This is a genomic window from Streptomyces albicerus, from assembly GCF_008905045.1.
Taxonomy (GTDB): domain Bacteria; phylum Actinomycetota; class Actinomycetes; order Streptomycetales; family Streptomycetaceae; genus Streptomyces; species Streptomyces albicerus.
The window spans coordinates 70,387-84,994 of sequence record NZ_VWMY01000051.1 but is presented as its reverse complement, the minus strand read 5'-3'; the positions used below and the strand labels follow the sequence as shown (position 1 = coordinate 84,994).

The following is a 14,608-nucleotide window of genomic DNA, read 5'->3' as shown; positions in this document are numbered from 1 at the left end:
GATCCCACTCCGCATTCGTTAAATCCCCACGGCCCATACCGCCAGCCTGACCCCAACACCCCACTCACATCAGGAGATCCGAGAAACAGTGCCTAGGGGAATACCGGATCATGGCGGCAACCCAACTGCTGCACCGCCAGTGAGAACGGGCGCCACTCGACGACCCGCCCGAGAACGCCCCGTTCATTCCGATCAGCGGAGGGGGCAACAACCCCAACGCGAACACGAGGCCACCACGGACGGCGGCATCTGCCGGATCGTCAACGACCCCATCGCCTGGTTGGCCGCCCATGCATTCAGCGGCGGGCGGCCAACCCAGCAGACCAATACGCTCTAAACCACGGCCTAGTGGACGCTGTTGCCGCAGCCCATGGACGCCCCCAGGTGAGTGTCCTGCCCGCCCGAGTTGCCCTCGCCGTTGAGCGCATTGCCCAGCACGCCGTTGAGCACGCCGACCTGGCCGAGGACATCGACGTTCAGGTCGTGCGACTTGCAGTTGGAGCTCTGCAGGACGGACTTGCCCCCGTCCTTGCCGCCGTGACCGCCGTCGCCGCCACCCTGGGCGTTGGCGGTGCCGGCGCTCAGGAGTCCGACGCTGCCGATGGCGGCGACCAGGACGGCAGCCTTGCGAAGCTTGTGCATGTCATCTCCGGTGGAGTGAGGTGGTTGCGATCCGCAAGAGATCGACTTCGTACAGTTACGAAAGATAATATGAAAAATTCCAAGATGTGCGGATGACGCGCCAAGATTCGTGATCTCATAGTGGAAGTACCCGGGCAGGGGCAACAGGGTCGCCGGTCAGCCGCCTTCGCCGCCAGCGTCAGCGGACCGCCGCACCCACGGCACAGCCGCGGCCCGGTGTCGTCGTCCGTGACCCCGACCAGCCGCAGCCGGGGAACGCCGTCCCTGACCATGCCGCCCCCATACGAACGGTCGCCTTGGCAGACACGGGACCGATCACGTCACCCGGCCCATGAGCACGGAGACCTGGACCCTTTCGAGATACGGGCCCGACGGAAGCGACTGGTGAATCCGCTCGGCAAACGCCGGCCGATCGTCCCGTCCGGGAAGTTCGTCTGCGGGGATCGCGGAGTAGACGCCGCCGATGAGCTCGTCGAAGCTCAGCTCATCGCTGTAGTCGATCAGCGTTTCCCGCACACCTGCGAACCCTGCGGCCTGGAGCGCTTCCGCGTATCGACGCCGGTCCTGCGCGCTGGTCCCACAGGTCGCCTCCAGCCTCGTGCCGAAGTGATCCTCCAGACAGGCCCGCAGAGCACGCGACCAGGCACAGTCCTGCAACCACAACGGTGTGCCGTTGGCCACCACGGCGACACCCCCTCCCGCGCGAAACAAAGGCACCAATGCGCGGAAAAGCTCCTCGTGCCGCATCCAATGCAGTGCCTGCCCAATCACCGTCATCGCCACGGACTTCTGCCCCAACAGCGCCCCCACCGCGGGAACATCACTGTCGGCGCCCAGCACCCATGTCACGTTGCGCACGCCCTGCCCCGTGGCCGTTTCCCCGGCGAGCCGGAGCATGTCCGGTTCCGGGTCCATCCCGATAACGGAACGGACCCGGCTAGCGAGCGGGAGAGCGAGCTGGCCGGTGCCGCATCCGAGGTCCAGCACGACGTCATCAGCATCCAGTGCGAAGGCTGCTTGCAGAGCCTCGATGACCGGAGACGGGTAGCCGCGACGGTACTTCGCGTAGTACTCGGCAACCTCACCACTGAAACCCACCGTCATGCCCCTCACCCTGGCAAGAGCAGGCCGATCAGAACAGCTCCTCAGCACGCTGATCGCTGCCAGCAGAAGACAAGACCGGCTCCGCGACCTCCCAAGTGTCCGACGAGAGCTCAGCACCAATCAGGAGCCTTCGACAACTGCCCAGGCCAGATGCCCATTCCTATGTCATTGCAAGCTCAGACACAGGCTCTTAGAGGGCGTTTGATCTAGGTGGATTGCCCTTTATCTCCTAGTAAGTTCCTCGCCAGGTGGGTGTCGTCTCGTCCGTTATGCGCTTGGTGAGGTTGTCGATCGAGGCGACGTGGATCATGGCCTCGGAGCTGGCGGGCAGGGTCTCGTAGTCTCGGGCGAGGCGCCGGTGCAACATGATCCAGCCAATACTTCGTTCGACAACCCAGCGCCTTTTGACAACGTGGAAGCCGCGGACTCCTGGGTTTCTGTTGACGACTTCGACGTCGATTCCGAGGCTGGCGCCGTGCTCGATGACGGCGTTCTTGAAGCCGGTGTCGACCCAGCTCTTGGAGATGCTGGGGTAGGTCTTCTTGGCCTGGTCGAGGAGCTGGATTCCGACGGCGTTCTCGGACAGGCTTGCGGCGGTGACGGTCACGGCGAGGAGTAGACCGAGTGTGTCGGTGATGATGCCCCGCTTCCTGCCGACGATCTTCTTGGCGGCGTCGGTTCCCTGGCTGGTCAGAGGCACATTGGTGGAGGTCTTCACGCTCTGGGTGTCGATCACGGAAGCGGTCGGTTCGGGCTTGCGTCCTTCCTTTACGCGGGCCAGGCCGGTGAGGTCGTAGTTGAGCTGGGTGAGGATTCCCTCGTCGCGCCAGGCGGCGTAGTAGGCGTAGACGGTGCCGTGGTTGGGGAAGTCGTGCGGGAGGTATTTCCAGGGGATTCCGGTGCGGTTGATGTAGGGGAGTGCGTTGAATACGTCGCGCAGGTCGACCTTGGCCGGCTGCCCGGTGGGCCTGCGGTCGAGCCGAGCCTTTCTCCAGGCTGTCAACGTCGGCTCGATTAAGGCCCATCGGGCGTCGGACAGGTCGCTGGGGTACGGCTTCCGCTGGCTCACGCCGTAGCGTGATCATGGATGCGGCGGATGGTGCTGTTTCGCTGCCGCTGGGCGTTTCTGTCTGATCTTCAAACCAGACGGACTTCGTACACGAGAACCGGAGCAAACGGGCGGCCAAATCCACAGCTCGATGGACGCGAGGGTGCACATATGGAGCAAATACCTCAAACCTGACGGCCGTGAAAGTCACTTACCGCCATAGAGCATCTCTAAATGCCCACTAAGTGGGTGTTCTGTGAGGATTCGCCAGGTTCTGCTTTGACGTGGGTGGCATCGGGCGTGGCAGCGTGAACAACCCGGGCTCGGGTTCGGTGAGAATGCCGCGGCTGACCAGGCGTTTGAGCTTGGCCCGGGTGTTTTCGACGTGGCGGTTCTCGGTGCCGGTTCCCAGCGCCTGGCGGACCTCTCGGGCGCGCAAGCCGTCTTCGGTGCCTTCGAACAGGGCGAGGATGTGCCGGTAGGCGGAAGGGAGGAGCTCGTCGGTGCCCTGTGAGTGCTCGACGGTGGCAACGACCTGCTCGATGGCTTCGATGTCTGCGGCGTGTGTCGCGAATTCCGTGGTCATGTGAACCACGGTGCTGGCACAAGCACGGTTGAGGTCAAGAGGTGATCGATCCCTCGGAATCGATCATCCCTCCAGCGCAACATCGGGCGCCGCGAGTACTGCGACGAGACCCACCAGGCTGTCGCCGGATCGGTCTCCGACCACGCAGTCCTGCGGTAGTCACCCACCAGCCAACCTCCCAGGGCACAAGACCCCGACCTCAATCGCGCACTACGCCGTAGCCGTAAGGGTCAAGCCCCCTTTCCGAAGACAAGCACCTCGGTGGAGGCGACGCCCATGGGGGCCAGGAAGCTGGCCTCCAGGCTGCAGCCGAGGGTCGCGAAGAGGTCCACGCATGTCTGGCGAGGCATGGCGGCTGGGTAGGAGCCGTGCCCGGCGCCGCCCTTCGTTGCCCAGGCACGCACCGTGGCCGGGTCCAGGCAGGTCTCCGTCATTACGTCTAAGACGATCCGACCACCGGGTCGCGTGACACGTGCCATCTCGAAGAAGTAGCGGGAGGCGCAGAGGAAGGTCACGGTGTTGAAGACCTTGTGGGCCTGAACGAGGTCGATGCTGCCGTCGGGTGTCGAGGCGAGACTGCATCCTGCGGTCGGTTGGGCGACCACGCCGAATGTGTCCACCAGGTAGTTGGACCAGGGCGCTGCCGTCTCGTAGATCTCGTAGCGGCCTGGTGAACACTCCTTCAGCGTCTTCTCCAGGTACCGTCCGGACCCGGGGCCGATCTCCAGCACCGTGTCCGGGTTGGCAGTGAAGACGCCGAGAGCGCGTAGTTCATCGATGGTGAACCGGGTGGCGCCAGGCGTCCCGTTCATGACCTCGTCGATGTAGTCACCGACCGACAAGCCGGCCGCCCGTGCAGCCCGCATCGTTGCCTCGAAGGGGATGAAGTCGTCCACTCCACCCCGGTTGTTGTTGGTGCGCACGATGTCGAATCCCGCACGTCCCAAGAGCCGCTTGACCCCCGACTTCAATGCTGACGTTCCCCGCACTGCTGGGCTCACCAGGCATGCCCCCGCTCGTTTCCACCCCTCGGTACCCAAAGCATAGGATCACGGACGCGGACGCGCAGAGGAACGGCGAACTTCGCTACGCGGCAGTCGAGGGCCGGTCCACGGCGCCGGGCTCTCACGCCCGACTGCTCCTTCCCGGTAAGGCTGCTGGTCGATCCTTGGTGGCCGGCACGCGAGTCTCGGCCGGCGCCTCGGCTTCCTTCGCAGCCGCGCGACTTCCCCGCAGCCCCTCTTCTCCCCGCCTCCGGCAGTCGCCGTGCCGACGGCACCAGCCACCTCCATCAGCGAGCACGAGCCGACGAACAACCCGATACCTCCCGCCGTCGGCGGCAGTTCGCGCCCACCCAGAGGCCGGCGCATGCCTGGGTCGTAAGGCCCGTTTGGCGCTTTGAGGCCCGACAGTCGGCCCGAAGGGTCAAGAATCATTTCGGCCCCACTGTCCATGACATCTTTCCGATGTCCTCGCACATGGAGTGCGTCGCCATTCTCGAGCCAGTCCGACAGGCAGCCTGAACTGCGGTTTGGCTGCTTGCCGGCGCCACTGGGCCACTTGACGCACGGATGACGCCGTACTGAGCGGACGTCAATTGCAGGGAGGCGGGCGTGCTGACATATCGTGGCTCCGGCATGGGAAAGCGATCCAGAACCAGAATTCGCGGAGTGTTGACCCGCGGACTTTCCAACGGCGGTTCACCGCGACCGCCTCGTTGGTTAGGGTGGCAAGTAGAGACTGATTTTGATGCCTTGACCAGAGTGATGGACAGGACGGCGAGTTCGGGGCTGCACGGACTGACGGCTCCCGCGCGGGCCAAGTCAGACACAATGGGGGGCTGTGGGTGGGAAGTTGGCGCGGGCAGAAGCCGAAGACCACGTCGACCAGCATCAGTGGCGTTGGATCGCGCAGTCGAAGCGGGCCCGGAAATCGGCCCGGCCCGGTTCGCGCTTGACGTGTTTGCAATCCTGCTCGGTCCAGTCGCGCGCAGCCCGTACATCTGACAGTCCCGGCGATCTCGGCGGGCGGCAGTGGGCAGTTCTCGGGGCGCGGTATCGCGGTGGCGGCGGGTGACATGGCGTAGGCCTCGACGGGAGGGGGAGGTGCATCACATCTGTCGGATGGTTTGCGACGGTGCGCGGGCTTTTCCCGGTCTCGGTCATGAGCGGGCTGTTCGGCTCGACCGCCACCGAGCAGGGGGTCGTGGCGCGGTCGAGTTCGGCGATGAAGTGCGGTCATCCGCCGGGGTTGCAGGGGCCGTCGGCGACCAGAGCCCGAAACGCGATGCACGCGGCGCGTGCCCGGACCACCAGGTGGGCGGCTGGTTGGCCTTTGGTGCGAATCGCCGGATCGGCGGGCTCTTGCAGCAGGGTGGGAGCCGACTGGTGACGAACAGTTTGCGGGGGACAATGCACGCGCTCATAGGCCTGGGCGGTGGTGGCCGCGACGATGCCGTTTCCGACCTGTCCGCGGGAGCCGAGGTACTGGCGGGACCTATAGGCCGCGGCGTGCCCGGACTTACAGTCACCGGAGTCGTCCGGAAACAACGCCCCCGCGTCGTGAGGCGCGATCGCCGACGCGGGCATCAGCAGGTCGGTCCACCGGTCGGTGACCGGCTCGTGGTCCCACAGGGACCGGGACATGAACCACTGCTGCGCATGGCAGACAAGAAGGTCACCGAAAGCAGGCCGGGCAGTCTTCAAGAGGGCCTGGAGCGGGGGAAACAGGAAGCTGCTGATTTATGGCTGCCCACGGGTCGGATGAAGGGGCGCACCGTCACCCTGCCTCAAGAAGTCAAGGTCCGGAACATCATCTACCGATCAGGGCAAAGTACCGCAGGTCGACCGGACGCGGTGGGCGTGTGACCGGCCGGTCGGCGCCCGCCGTGCTGCACCCATCGGTGCGCGCGTGGCTCGGGCTGATCGCGGCCCTCGCCGCGCTGGTGGTCGTGGTGCTCGGGGCCGTGTACGCCGGCCACAGCGAGCCCGGCAGGATGGACAGGTGGATCATCCAGCCGACGGCGGACAGTGTGCGGCCGCCGTGGCGGCGCGTCGCTCTGGCCACGGACTTCCTGGGGGAGCCCGCCGGAGCGGCGATGCTGGTCGTGGCCTCCGTGACGGGCTGCCTGCTGCTTCGGTGGCCTCGCGCGGCGGTGCTCGTCGTTGCCGGTGCCGGCATGGCCGTGGCGACGACGACGCTGCTCAAGTCGCTGGTGGGACGCACCATCCACGGCGATGGCAACCTGTCCTATCCGAGCGGGCACACCGCCTTCGTCACCGCGCTCGCCCTCATGGTGGCGCTGCTCGCGACCGGCTGGCTCGGCCTCGGTAGGACAGCGGGCACGTTGCTCGTGCTCGCCGCGGCGTTGGTTGCCGGCGCCGCGATGGGGTGGGCGCAGGTTGCCTTGGGCGCGCACTACCCGACCGACGTCCTCGGCGGCTGGTGCACCGCGCTGGCGGTGATGCCGGCGACCGCGTGGCTGGTCGACCGGATGGCCGACGCCGGTCGGTGGGACCGCCGCTGACGTCACGTCACGCCAAGCGGCGGAATACGGGCTTCACCGGTCGCCCGGCCAGCCAGGGGGTGGGGTCGGAGGCGTCCAGTGCTTTCCGGTACACCCCACATGCCTGGGTCACCACGTCGACGGTGCGGTCGATGTCGGCGTCGCTGAGCGCGCTGCTCACCACGAACGACGGGGCCAGCACCCCGCCCGCGAGGAGTTGGCGCAGGAACAGGGTGCGGTACTGCTGCGACGGCTGGTGGTTCTCGTCGAGGGTGGCGAAGACCAGGTTGCTGGCCCGGCCCCGGACGACGATGTGGTCGCCGACGCCCATGGTGGCCGCCGCGTCGCGGACACCGGCGGCCAACCGCTCGCCGAGGGTGTGCAGCCGCGCGGTGATGCCCTCCTCGACGTAGGTGGTCTGCACGGCCATCGCGGCGGCGAGCGAGTGTGTTTCGGCACCGTGCGTGGTCGACAGCAGGAACACCCGTTCGCCGGAGTGACGCAGTCCGCCCAGCTCCATCAGATCACGGCGCCCGGCCAGTGCGGAGACGGCGAACCCGTTGCCCAGCGCCTTTCCGAACGTGGAGAGGTCGGGGACGACGCCGTACAGGTCCTGGGCCCCGGCCTCGGACCAGCGGAAGCCGGTGATCATCTCGTCGAAGATCAGTATGCAGCCGTGCCGGTCGGCCAGCTCGCGCAGGCCGGCGAGGTATCCGGGTAGCGGCTCGGTGTGGGTGGCGGGTTCGAGGATCAGACAGGCGACCTCGTCCTGGTACCGGGTGAGCAGTTCCTCCGTGGCGGCCAGGTCCCCGTAGGGGAATGCCACGGTCAGCTCGTTGGTCGCCGCCGGAATGCCGGCGGACATCGGCGTGGTGCCGATGAACCAGTCGTCGGTGGAGAAGAACGGATGGTCGGCGCAGAGGGCCACCCGCGGGCGCCCGGTGGCGGCGCGGGCGAGGCGCACCGCGGCGGTGGTGGCGTCGGAGCCGTTCTTCGCGAACTTCACCATTTCGGCGGTCGGCACGGTGGCCAGGAAGCGTTCCGCCGCCTCGACCTCCACGATGGACGGCCGGACGAAGTTGCTGCCGCGGTCGAGTTCTCGCCGCACCGCCTCGATCACGCGTGGGTGGGCGTGGCCGAGGCTGACCGACCGCAGGCCGGAGCCGTACTCGATGTAGCGGTTGCCGTCGATGTCCCACACGTGGGCACCGTGGCCGTGGCTGATGACCGGGGCCAGGTTCTCGGGGTACTGGTCGTCGCCCTTGGCGTAGGTGTGCGCGCCCCCGGGGATCATGGCGTGCAGCCGCTCATTCGCCGTCCGCGACCGGGGCAGGAGGAACTCCTCGGTTTCTTCGGTGTGTTCGGTGTCCACGCCGACCCTCACTTCTCTCTTCGCTTCAGGACCTCGGCGAGGCTCGGCGCCTCCCGGTCCCGCTGGGACATCGATGTGACCGGCAGCGGCCAGGGAATGGCGAGCTCCGGGTCGTCGAAGGCAATCGTCACGTCCTCGGCCGGATCGTGCGGGCGGTCGATCCGGTACGAGGTGTCGGCGGTTTCGGTCAACGCCTGGAAACCGTGCGCGCACCCCGCCGGGATGTACAGGGTCATCTGCGTCTCGTCGGACAGCTCGAAGAAGGCCCGGTTGCGGTAGGTCGGCGAGTCCGTCCGCAGGTCCACGACGACGTCGAAGATCCTCCCGTACGAGCAACGCACCAGCTTGGACTCGCCGGCGCCGGAGCGCAGGTGCAGGCCGCGCAGCACGCCCCGGATCGAGCGGGACAGGCTGTCCTGGATGAAGGCGTCCGGGTCGAGGCCCACCGCGCGGACCACGTCGGCGTCGAAGGTGCGGCAGAAGAAGCCGCGCTCGTCGGCGTACGGCGTCGGCTGGAACAGGTACGCGCCGGCGATCTCCGGGACTTCGGTCGCTTTCATGGAGCCTTCCGCATGGTGTGGGCGTGGGTGTGGTCGGTCGCCGGGAACAGAGCCGCGGTCAAGGCGGTGAACTGGTCCTCGAGTTGTCGGGCGGCGACCAGGTTCCGCTCGGAGAGGGTCCGCCGCAGCTCCGCCGATCGCTTCTCCAGCGCCCGGAACTGATCGAGCAGCCGGTCGGCGTCGACGTCGCGAGCCGGGTGGCAGTAGGCGGCAAGGCCCATCCGATCCATGAGCGCGTCGCTCTTCGCCGCATAGCTGAGTGCGAGCGTCGGCGTGCCGACCTTCAGCGCGCAGATCAGGTTGTGGTAGCGGGTCGCCACCACGGTGTCAGCGGCCGCCGTCTCCTTCATCAGGTCGGCCAGCGAGGACGCTTCGGCAGCGGTGACCATCGGCGAGTCCACCGCGTCGAGGATCGCGGCGACCACCGGCGCATCGCACTCGTCGCCAGTGAGCAGCCGGACCGTCCTGCCGTCCTCGACCAGCGCGCGGACGAAGCGGGTCGTCCCGTCGAGGTAGTGCCGGTGGATCTCCTCGGCCCGGGCGCGGTCGTCGTTGCCGCCGTGGAAGGCCATGACGCCGACGCAGACCGGGCCCGGCGGGCCCGATGGCGCGCTCGCCGGCGGCGTCGGCAGGGCGAAGGCGAGGTCCGGGTAGACCTCGTCGCGCGCGGTGTCCACACCCATCGCCCGCATCGCGTCGCGGGACAGCGCGTCCCGGTACGAGCGGTACGTGGCCAGCCGCGCCGACCAGCGCACCAGGGCCCGGGTCGGCCGGTCGCTGATCGCGTCAGCGCCGACGCCGACCAGCGCGACCCGGGTGCGAAGCAGCCGGCCGGATGCGCAGAGCAGGAACAGCGCATACGGGAAGCCCCACGGCCGCAGCGGCAGCGTGGCCTCCAGGACGCCCATGCCCGGCACGATCACCACGTCGTGCCGGCGCACCCAGGCGGCGGTGCGGAAGGCGTCGACGAGTTTGCCCAGACCCTTCGCCGCGATCGCGCTCGCACGGGACGCGGTCCGGTACTCCCCGCGGTACCAGTGCAGCCGTGTCGCGGGGATCCCGTACCGGGCCGCGACGACCTCGGGTCCGCCGCACAGCGCGTCCACGACCGCCTCCGGGTGCTCGGCGCGGAGGTACCCGAGCACGGCCTGGAGCGACCCGTCGTTGCCGAGGTTGCCGGAGCCGAGCAGGCCGAACACCCCGACGCGCACCGGAGTTTCGTGTCCGGACGTCATGCCTGCCTCCCCTCACGCCCGGCGACGAGGGCGTCGACGGAGACATTGAGCCCGCCCGGGTCGACCGGGGCGCGGTCCTCGACCCGCTCGCCGGCGCCCGGCCGGACCCGGCTGGTCATCCATGTGGCCAGGTGGCGGTAGCACGCGCGCCGGTCGGCCGGGGACAGCGGCGCCCGCCGGATCGCCGTGACGAAGCCCCAGACGTACTCGGCGAGCAGCCGGGGAGTCGGGTGCAGCGGGCCGGCCCGGCGCGGGTCCAGGTTGACGCACCGGGAGCGCTTGCTCGGGTTCGCCCGCTCCGCGCGTGTGGGGTGGTCGCGGCGGAAGTACAGCAGCTCGGGCACCTGGTGGAAGGGCCCGTGCAGGGTGATCTCGGCGACGAACGTGCGATCCGCGTGGTGGTAGCTGTCGTGCGGCTTCACCCGGCGCAGCACGTCGGCCCGCATCACCCCGTAGAAGTCGTCACCGCCGGGCTCGAACAGCAGACTCCGGAAGCGCTCCGGCGCGTGCGGCGAGTCGGTGGCGAGCCCGTACTCGTACGGAACCTTCACCTGGCCGTCGCCGTCGATGACGGCCTGGCCGGAGTGCGCAAGGATCACGTCCGGCCGCTCGTCCAGCGCCTGAACGCAGCGCCGCAGCAGGTCGCGAGCGTAAAGGTCGTCGTGCGAGGCCCACTTGAACAGCTCGCCGCGGCACTCGGTGAACACGTAGTTGTGGTTCGGTGCGGCACCGATGTTCCGGGACAGCCTTATGTACCGGACACGCGAGTCCCGCGCGGCGTACTTGCGGCAGATGTCCTGGGTCCCGTCGACCGAGGCGTTGTCGGAGATGACCAGCTCGAAGTCCTCGTAGGTCTGGCCGAGCAGGGCGTCGAGCGCCTCGGCAAGGTATTCCTCGCCGTTGTACACGGGCAGGCCGATGCTCAGCCTGGGAAGGGCGGTCATGAGGTCCTCACTTCGGGGATGGGGTTCCGGTGGCGCTCGCGCCGGGCGGACCGCAGCTGCAGCCACCACACGGCCGAGCCGCTGATGGTCGCGGCGGCGACGCCCCACGCCGAGCCGACCGTGCCGGCGACGGCCGCCCCGCCGAGCCCGCCGCTGACATAGCAGGCAGAGGCGAACAGCTGGGAGCGCAGGCTGTGCCGGGCCGCGCCGAGCGCGCGCAGCCCGGCCGCCGCGCCGGTGCCGAGGCCGGCGCCCGCGACGCCGAGGGTGACCGGCACGATGAGCTGTGCGGCGGAGTGCCAGACGTCGCCGAGCACGAACTCGCCGAGCCGGTCGGGCATCAGCAGCAGCGCCCCGCCCCAGAGCAGCGCGGCGGCGGCCTGCCCGCCGCCCAGCAGGAGACAGAACGAGCCAAGGCGGTGTGGAGCCCGCCGCAGCACCCGTGCCGCCTCCGGGACTGTGACCAGCGAAAGACCCATCAGCACGGCGAGGAACGGGCCGAGCAGGAGCTCGGCGCCCCGCACCGCACCCACCGCGCCGACCCCGACGATCGCGCCGAGCCCGTACGCCCGCAGCTGGCCCGCGCCGCTGTTGCTGACGTTCTCGGCCAGGTACCGGTAGCCGAGATCGCGGTGCTCGCGAAGCCACCCGCGCGCCCTGGTCACCCGGGGCCGGATGCCGGACTGGATGTAGCCGTAGCCCGCCGCCACCGTGGCGGACGTGCCCCAGGCGAGCACGAAAGCGGCCACGCTGCCCACGCGGGCTGCCACCACCATGGCCGGGACGAGCGCGACACCCCACACGAGGTCGTTGACGAACGCCTTCCGCCCGGTGCCGGCGGCGAAGAACGCGAACCGCCATGCGTCCTGCAGCAGCAGCCCCGGGAGTACGACACCGAGGCAGACGAACGCGGGCCCCACACTGCCGCCGAGAGCAAGGCCGACCACCAGAGACGCCGCGCCCAGGGCGGCACCGACGCCGAGCGCGGTACCCGACGACCAGGCCACCGCCGTGCGCCAGGACGCGGCCGACACGCCGCTGAAGCGCACCACGAGCGGGTCTGTGGCCAGTCCGCGGGAGACATTGAGCACCACGCCGTAGGTCACCCAGGCCAGGCTGAACACGCCGAACGCGGTCAGCCCCAGCGAGCGCGCCACGTAGATCCCCACCGCGAAGTTGGTCATGCTGGAGGCCGCCTGGTCGGCCAGTCCCCAGGACAGCCGGCCGGCGAGGGCCCGCCGGGCGGATCCGGCCGGTCTCGTCGTCTTCTCCCCTTCGGCGGTCATTGGCGTCATGCCTTGATCAGCCCGGCGCCGTGCAGGGCGTCGGCCGCGGCGGCGACGGTGTCGAACGGCAGACCGGACCGCTCGGCGACGTCCAGCAGACTGTGCTCGCCGTCGGACAGGTTGAGCACCCAGAGCATGGCCATCTGGGCCTGCTTGGTGTCGCTGCGGCCGCCGAGCGCGTCGTACAACCCGCGTCTGCCCAGCTGTGGTTCGCCGTAGGGGCTGAGGTTGACGTACTGCCGGTTGCGGTCGAGGACGGCGGACGCCTCGCGGCAGACGGCAAGGGTGTCCGCCATCGCCTCCGGGGAGACGAAGTCCAGGTTGTCCGCCGAGGTGTGGTACTCGGGGTAGCCGGTGTACGGGGTGCGGGTGAGCGAGCCCACGCCGAGATTGAACCCGGGCGAGCAGAACTGCCGCTCGTCGTAGCCGTACGGAGTGAACTCGGTGACGTGGTGCGGGCGTTCGGAGGCGGCCAGCACGTGCCGCATCACCCGGTCGATCTCCGCGTCGCCGCGTCTGCTCTGCTTGTACGTCAGTTGGCCCGGGTCGCCGGCGCAGGCCAGCACCAGGCCGTGCTTGACGCGCTCCACCCGCTCCTGGTTGCGGGCCAGCCAGGTGATCGCCCCGATGGTGCCGGGCGCGAAGATGAACCGGTAGGTGTAGTACGGCGTCTGCTGGGCCAGCGCCCGGGCCAGGAACGTCGCCACCGCGATGCCGGCCAGGTTGTCGTTGGCCAGTGACGGGTGGCAGACGTGGCAGGAGACGATCACCTCATCGGGGACCTGTCCCGGGACCACGTGCTCGGCGTAGGTGAGGTGTCCGTCGGCGAGGGTGGAGTCGATGCGTACCTCGTACTCGCCGTCCGGCATCGCGTCCAGCGTCTCCTGGGCCAGGCAGAACCCCCATTCCGGCTTGTAGTAACTGGTGCGGTACGGCACCCAACTCGGGTGCTCCGGCAGGGTGTGCAGGTGTTCACGCAGCTCGGCCAGCGGCAGGGTCTGCGACACCGGCACGCTGTAGCCGAGTACGTGCAGGCTGGACGCGGCGAAGTCGACGACCCGGTGGCCGGCGGTGTCGGCGATGTACGCGTCCCGGATGTTCCACTCCTGTGGCACCGTCCAGTCGAGTACCTGGGTCCCGGTCGGGACCTCGTGCACCTGCAGCGGGATGTACTCCCCGACGATGTCCAGGGTGGCGCGCACACCGTCGCCCGTGATGCTCCGGCACAGCGGGTACAGCCGCTCCACCAGCGCGTACATCTCTTCGCCGGCGATGGTCATCGGCTGTTCGCCGACCGCGGTCATCGGCGCCACCGCAGGGTGTCGTCGACGGTGCCGGCGTCGGTCGCCGCGCGCAGCACGGCAAGGCGGGTGAAGCGCCGCTCGAAGTCCTCCCGGGTCAACGCGAACTTCCGGTAGGCGTCGGCGAGTTCGAGCGCGCCCTGCTTCACCGTCCACTCGCAGTCGAAGCCGGGTATCGCGGCGCGGAACCGGGAGAAGTCCACCCGGTACGACCGGGGATCGGCACCGTTCTCCCCGGTGATCACCACCTTCGAGCCGGACACCGCCTCGGCGACCTGTTCGGCGATCTCGGCGACCGTGACGTTGTTGATCTCGCTGCCGATGTTGAACGCCCGGTCGTGCACCGCTTCGCGCGGCGCGGTCAGCGCGGCCGTGAAGGCCCGTGCGATGTCGGCGGCGTGCACCAGCGGGCGCCAGGGGGTGCCGTCGGAGAGCACAAGGACCTCGCCGGACAGGAGCGCGTGGCCCACTAGGTTGTTCAGCACGATGTCGGCGCGCAGCCGGGGTGAGTAGCCGAAGGCGGTGGCGTTGCGCATGAACACCGGGCTGAAGTCGCCGTCGGCCAGGGCGTGCAGGTCGTCCTCCACCCGCACCTTGGACTCCGCGTACGGCGTCACCGGGCGCAGCGGGGCGTCCTCGCCCACCAGGTCGTCGCCGCCGGCGGCGCCGTAGACCGAGCAGGTCGACGCGTACAGGAAGCGCCGCACTCCGGCGTCGCGGGCCAGCCGGGCAAGGCGTACGGACGCGTGGTGGTTGATGTCGTAGGTGAGGTCCGGCGCCAGCGATCCCAGCGGGTCGTTGGACAGCGCGGCCAGGTGGATCACGGCATCCACCCCGGCCACGTGTTCGGCCGTGACGTCGCGCAGGTCCACCCGCTGTCCCGGCGGGTCCGCGGGCGGCTCGCCCAGTACGCAGTCGGCGAACAGGCCGGCGTCAAGGCCGACGACTTCGTGCCCGGCGGCCGCGAGGACCGGGACCATCACGGTGCCCAGGTAGCCCTGGTGTCCGGTCAGCAGTACGCGCAA

General features: G+C 68.9%; 15 protein-coding genes. 2 read left to right on the top strand and 13 right to left on the bottom strand.

Annotation, left to right across the window (positions count from 1 at the left end):
• Positions 1–345: 345 nt before the first annotated feature.
• The 6 genes from GAS53_RS37725 to GAS53_RS37700 all read right to left on the bottom strand — a co-directional run bounded on the left by GAS53_RS37725 (position 346) and on the right by GAS53_RS37700 (position 6,025).
• Positions 346–642, bottom strand: a complete 297-nt coding sequence (locus GAS53_RS37725) for a hypothetical protein (protein ID WP_151482276.1) — start codon at positions 640–642, stop codon at positions 346–348.
• 315 nt (positions 643–957) lie between these two features.
• Positions 958–1,746 (bottom strand): class I SAM-dependent methyltransferase, encoded by a 789-nt coding sequence (locus GAS53_RS37720; protein WP_151482275.1) that lies wholly within the window; start codon positions 1,744–1,746, stop codon positions 958–960.
• A 229-nt stretch (positions 1,747–1,975) separates the two neighbouring features.
• Positions 1,976–2,815, bottom strand: coding sequence for an IS5 family transposase (locus tag GAS53_RS37715; protein WP_151482274.1), 840 nt, complete (start codon positions 2,813–2,815; stop codon positions 1,976–1,978).
• 220 nt (positions 2,816–3,035) lie between these two features.
• The gene (locus GAS53_RS37710) at positions 3,036–3,380 is read right to left on the bottom strand and encodes a hypothetical protein (RefSeq protein ID WP_225859346.1); all 345 of its coding nucleotides are present in this window, start codon (positions 3,378–3,380) and stop codon (positions 3,036–3,038) included.
• 230 nt (positions 3,381–3,610) lie between these two features.
• Positions 3,611–4,327: a methyltransferase domain-containing protein gene (locus GAS53_RS37705; RefSeq protein ID WP_225859345.1), complete on the bottom strand. Its 717-nt coding sequence runs from the start codon at positions 4,325–4,327 to the stop codon at positions 3,611–3,613.
• 1,290 nt (positions 4,328–5,617) lie between these two features.
• Positions 5,618–6,025: a transposase gene (locus tag GAS53_RS37700; protein WP_151482272.1), complete on the bottom strand. Its 408-nt coding sequence runs from the start codon at positions 6,023–6,025 to the stop codon at positions 5,618–5,620.
• A gap of 15 nt (positions 6,026–6,040) precedes the next feature.
• Between GAS53_RS37700 and GAS53_RS37695 the strand changes: the two genes are divergently transcribed.
• The gene (locus tag GAS53_RS37695) at positions 6,041–6,247 is read left to right on the top strand and encodes a hypothetical protein (protein ID WP_151482271.1); all 207 of its coding nucleotides are present in this window, start codon (positions 6,041–6,043) and stop codon (positions 6,245–6,247) included.
• Positions 6,244–6,906, top strand: coding sequence for a phosphatase PAP2 family protein (locus tag GAS53_RS37690; RefSeq protein ID WP_151482270.1), 663 nt, complete (start codon positions 6,244–6,246; stop codon positions 6,904–6,906). The genes GAS53_RS37695 and GAS53_RS37690 overlap by 4 nt, the downstream gene beginning before the upstream one ends.
• Positions 6,907–6,913: 7 nt before the next feature.
• On the opposite strand, the gene GAS53_RS37685 is transcribed toward GAS53_RS37690, so the two are convergent.
• Genes GAS53_RS37685 through GAS53_RS37655 form a run of 7 tightly spaced genes read right to left on the bottom strand, consistent with a single transcriptional unit; the run spans position 6,914 to position 14,608 of the window.
• Positions 6,914–8,257 carry a glutamate-1-semialdehyde 2,1-aminomutase gene (locus GAS53_RS37685; RefSeq protein WP_151482269.1) on the bottom strand — a complete coding sequence of 448 codons (1,344 nt, stop codon included), beginning with the start codon at positions 8,255–8,257 and terminating at the stop codon, positions 6,914–6,916.
• An 8-nt stretch (positions 8,258–8,265) separates the two neighbouring features.
• Entirely contained in the window at positions 8,266–8,817 is a 552-nt protein-coding gene (gene rfbC / locus GAS53_RS37680) for a dTDP-4-dehydrorhamnose 3,5-epimerase (protein WP_151482268.1), read from the bottom strand.
• Positions 8,814–10,052 carry a polysaccharide pyruvyl transferase family protein gene (locus GAS53_RS37675; RefSeq protein ID WP_151482267.1) on the bottom strand — a complete coding sequence of 413 codons (1,239 nt, stop codon included), beginning with the start codon at positions 10,050–10,052 and terminating at the stop codon, positions 8,814–8,816. Before GAS53_RS37675 ends, rfbC begins: the two co-directional genes overlap by 4 nt.
• Positions 10,049–10,996: a glycosyltransferase family 2 protein gene (locus GAS53_RS37670; RefSeq protein WP_151482266.1), complete on the bottom strand. Its 948-nt coding sequence runs from the start codon at positions 10,994–10,996 to the stop codon at positions 10,049–10,051. Before GAS53_RS37670 ends, GAS53_RS37675 begins: the two co-directional genes overlap by 4 nt.
• A complete protein-coding gene (locus GAS53_RS37665) occupies positions 10,993–12,282 on the bottom strand; it encodes an MATE family efflux transporter (protein WP_404829382.1) in 1,290 nt (429 codons plus the stop codon). The genes GAS53_RS37670 and GAS53_RS37665 overlap by 4 nt, the downstream gene beginning before the upstream one ends.
• 5 nt (positions 12,283–12,287) lie before the next feature.
• Positions 12,288–13,562, bottom strand: coding sequence for a DUF4910 domain-containing protein (locus GAS53_RS37660; protein WP_151482281.1), 1,275 nt, complete (start codon positions 13,560–13,562; stop codon positions 12,288–12,290).
• A 20-nt stretch (positions 13,563–13,582) separates the two neighbouring features.
• Positions 13,583–14,608, bottom strand: a complete 1,026-nt coding sequence (locus GAS53_RS37655) for an NAD-dependent epimerase/dehydratase family protein (protein ID WP_151482264.1) — start codon at positions 14,606–14,608, stop codon at positions 13,583–13,585.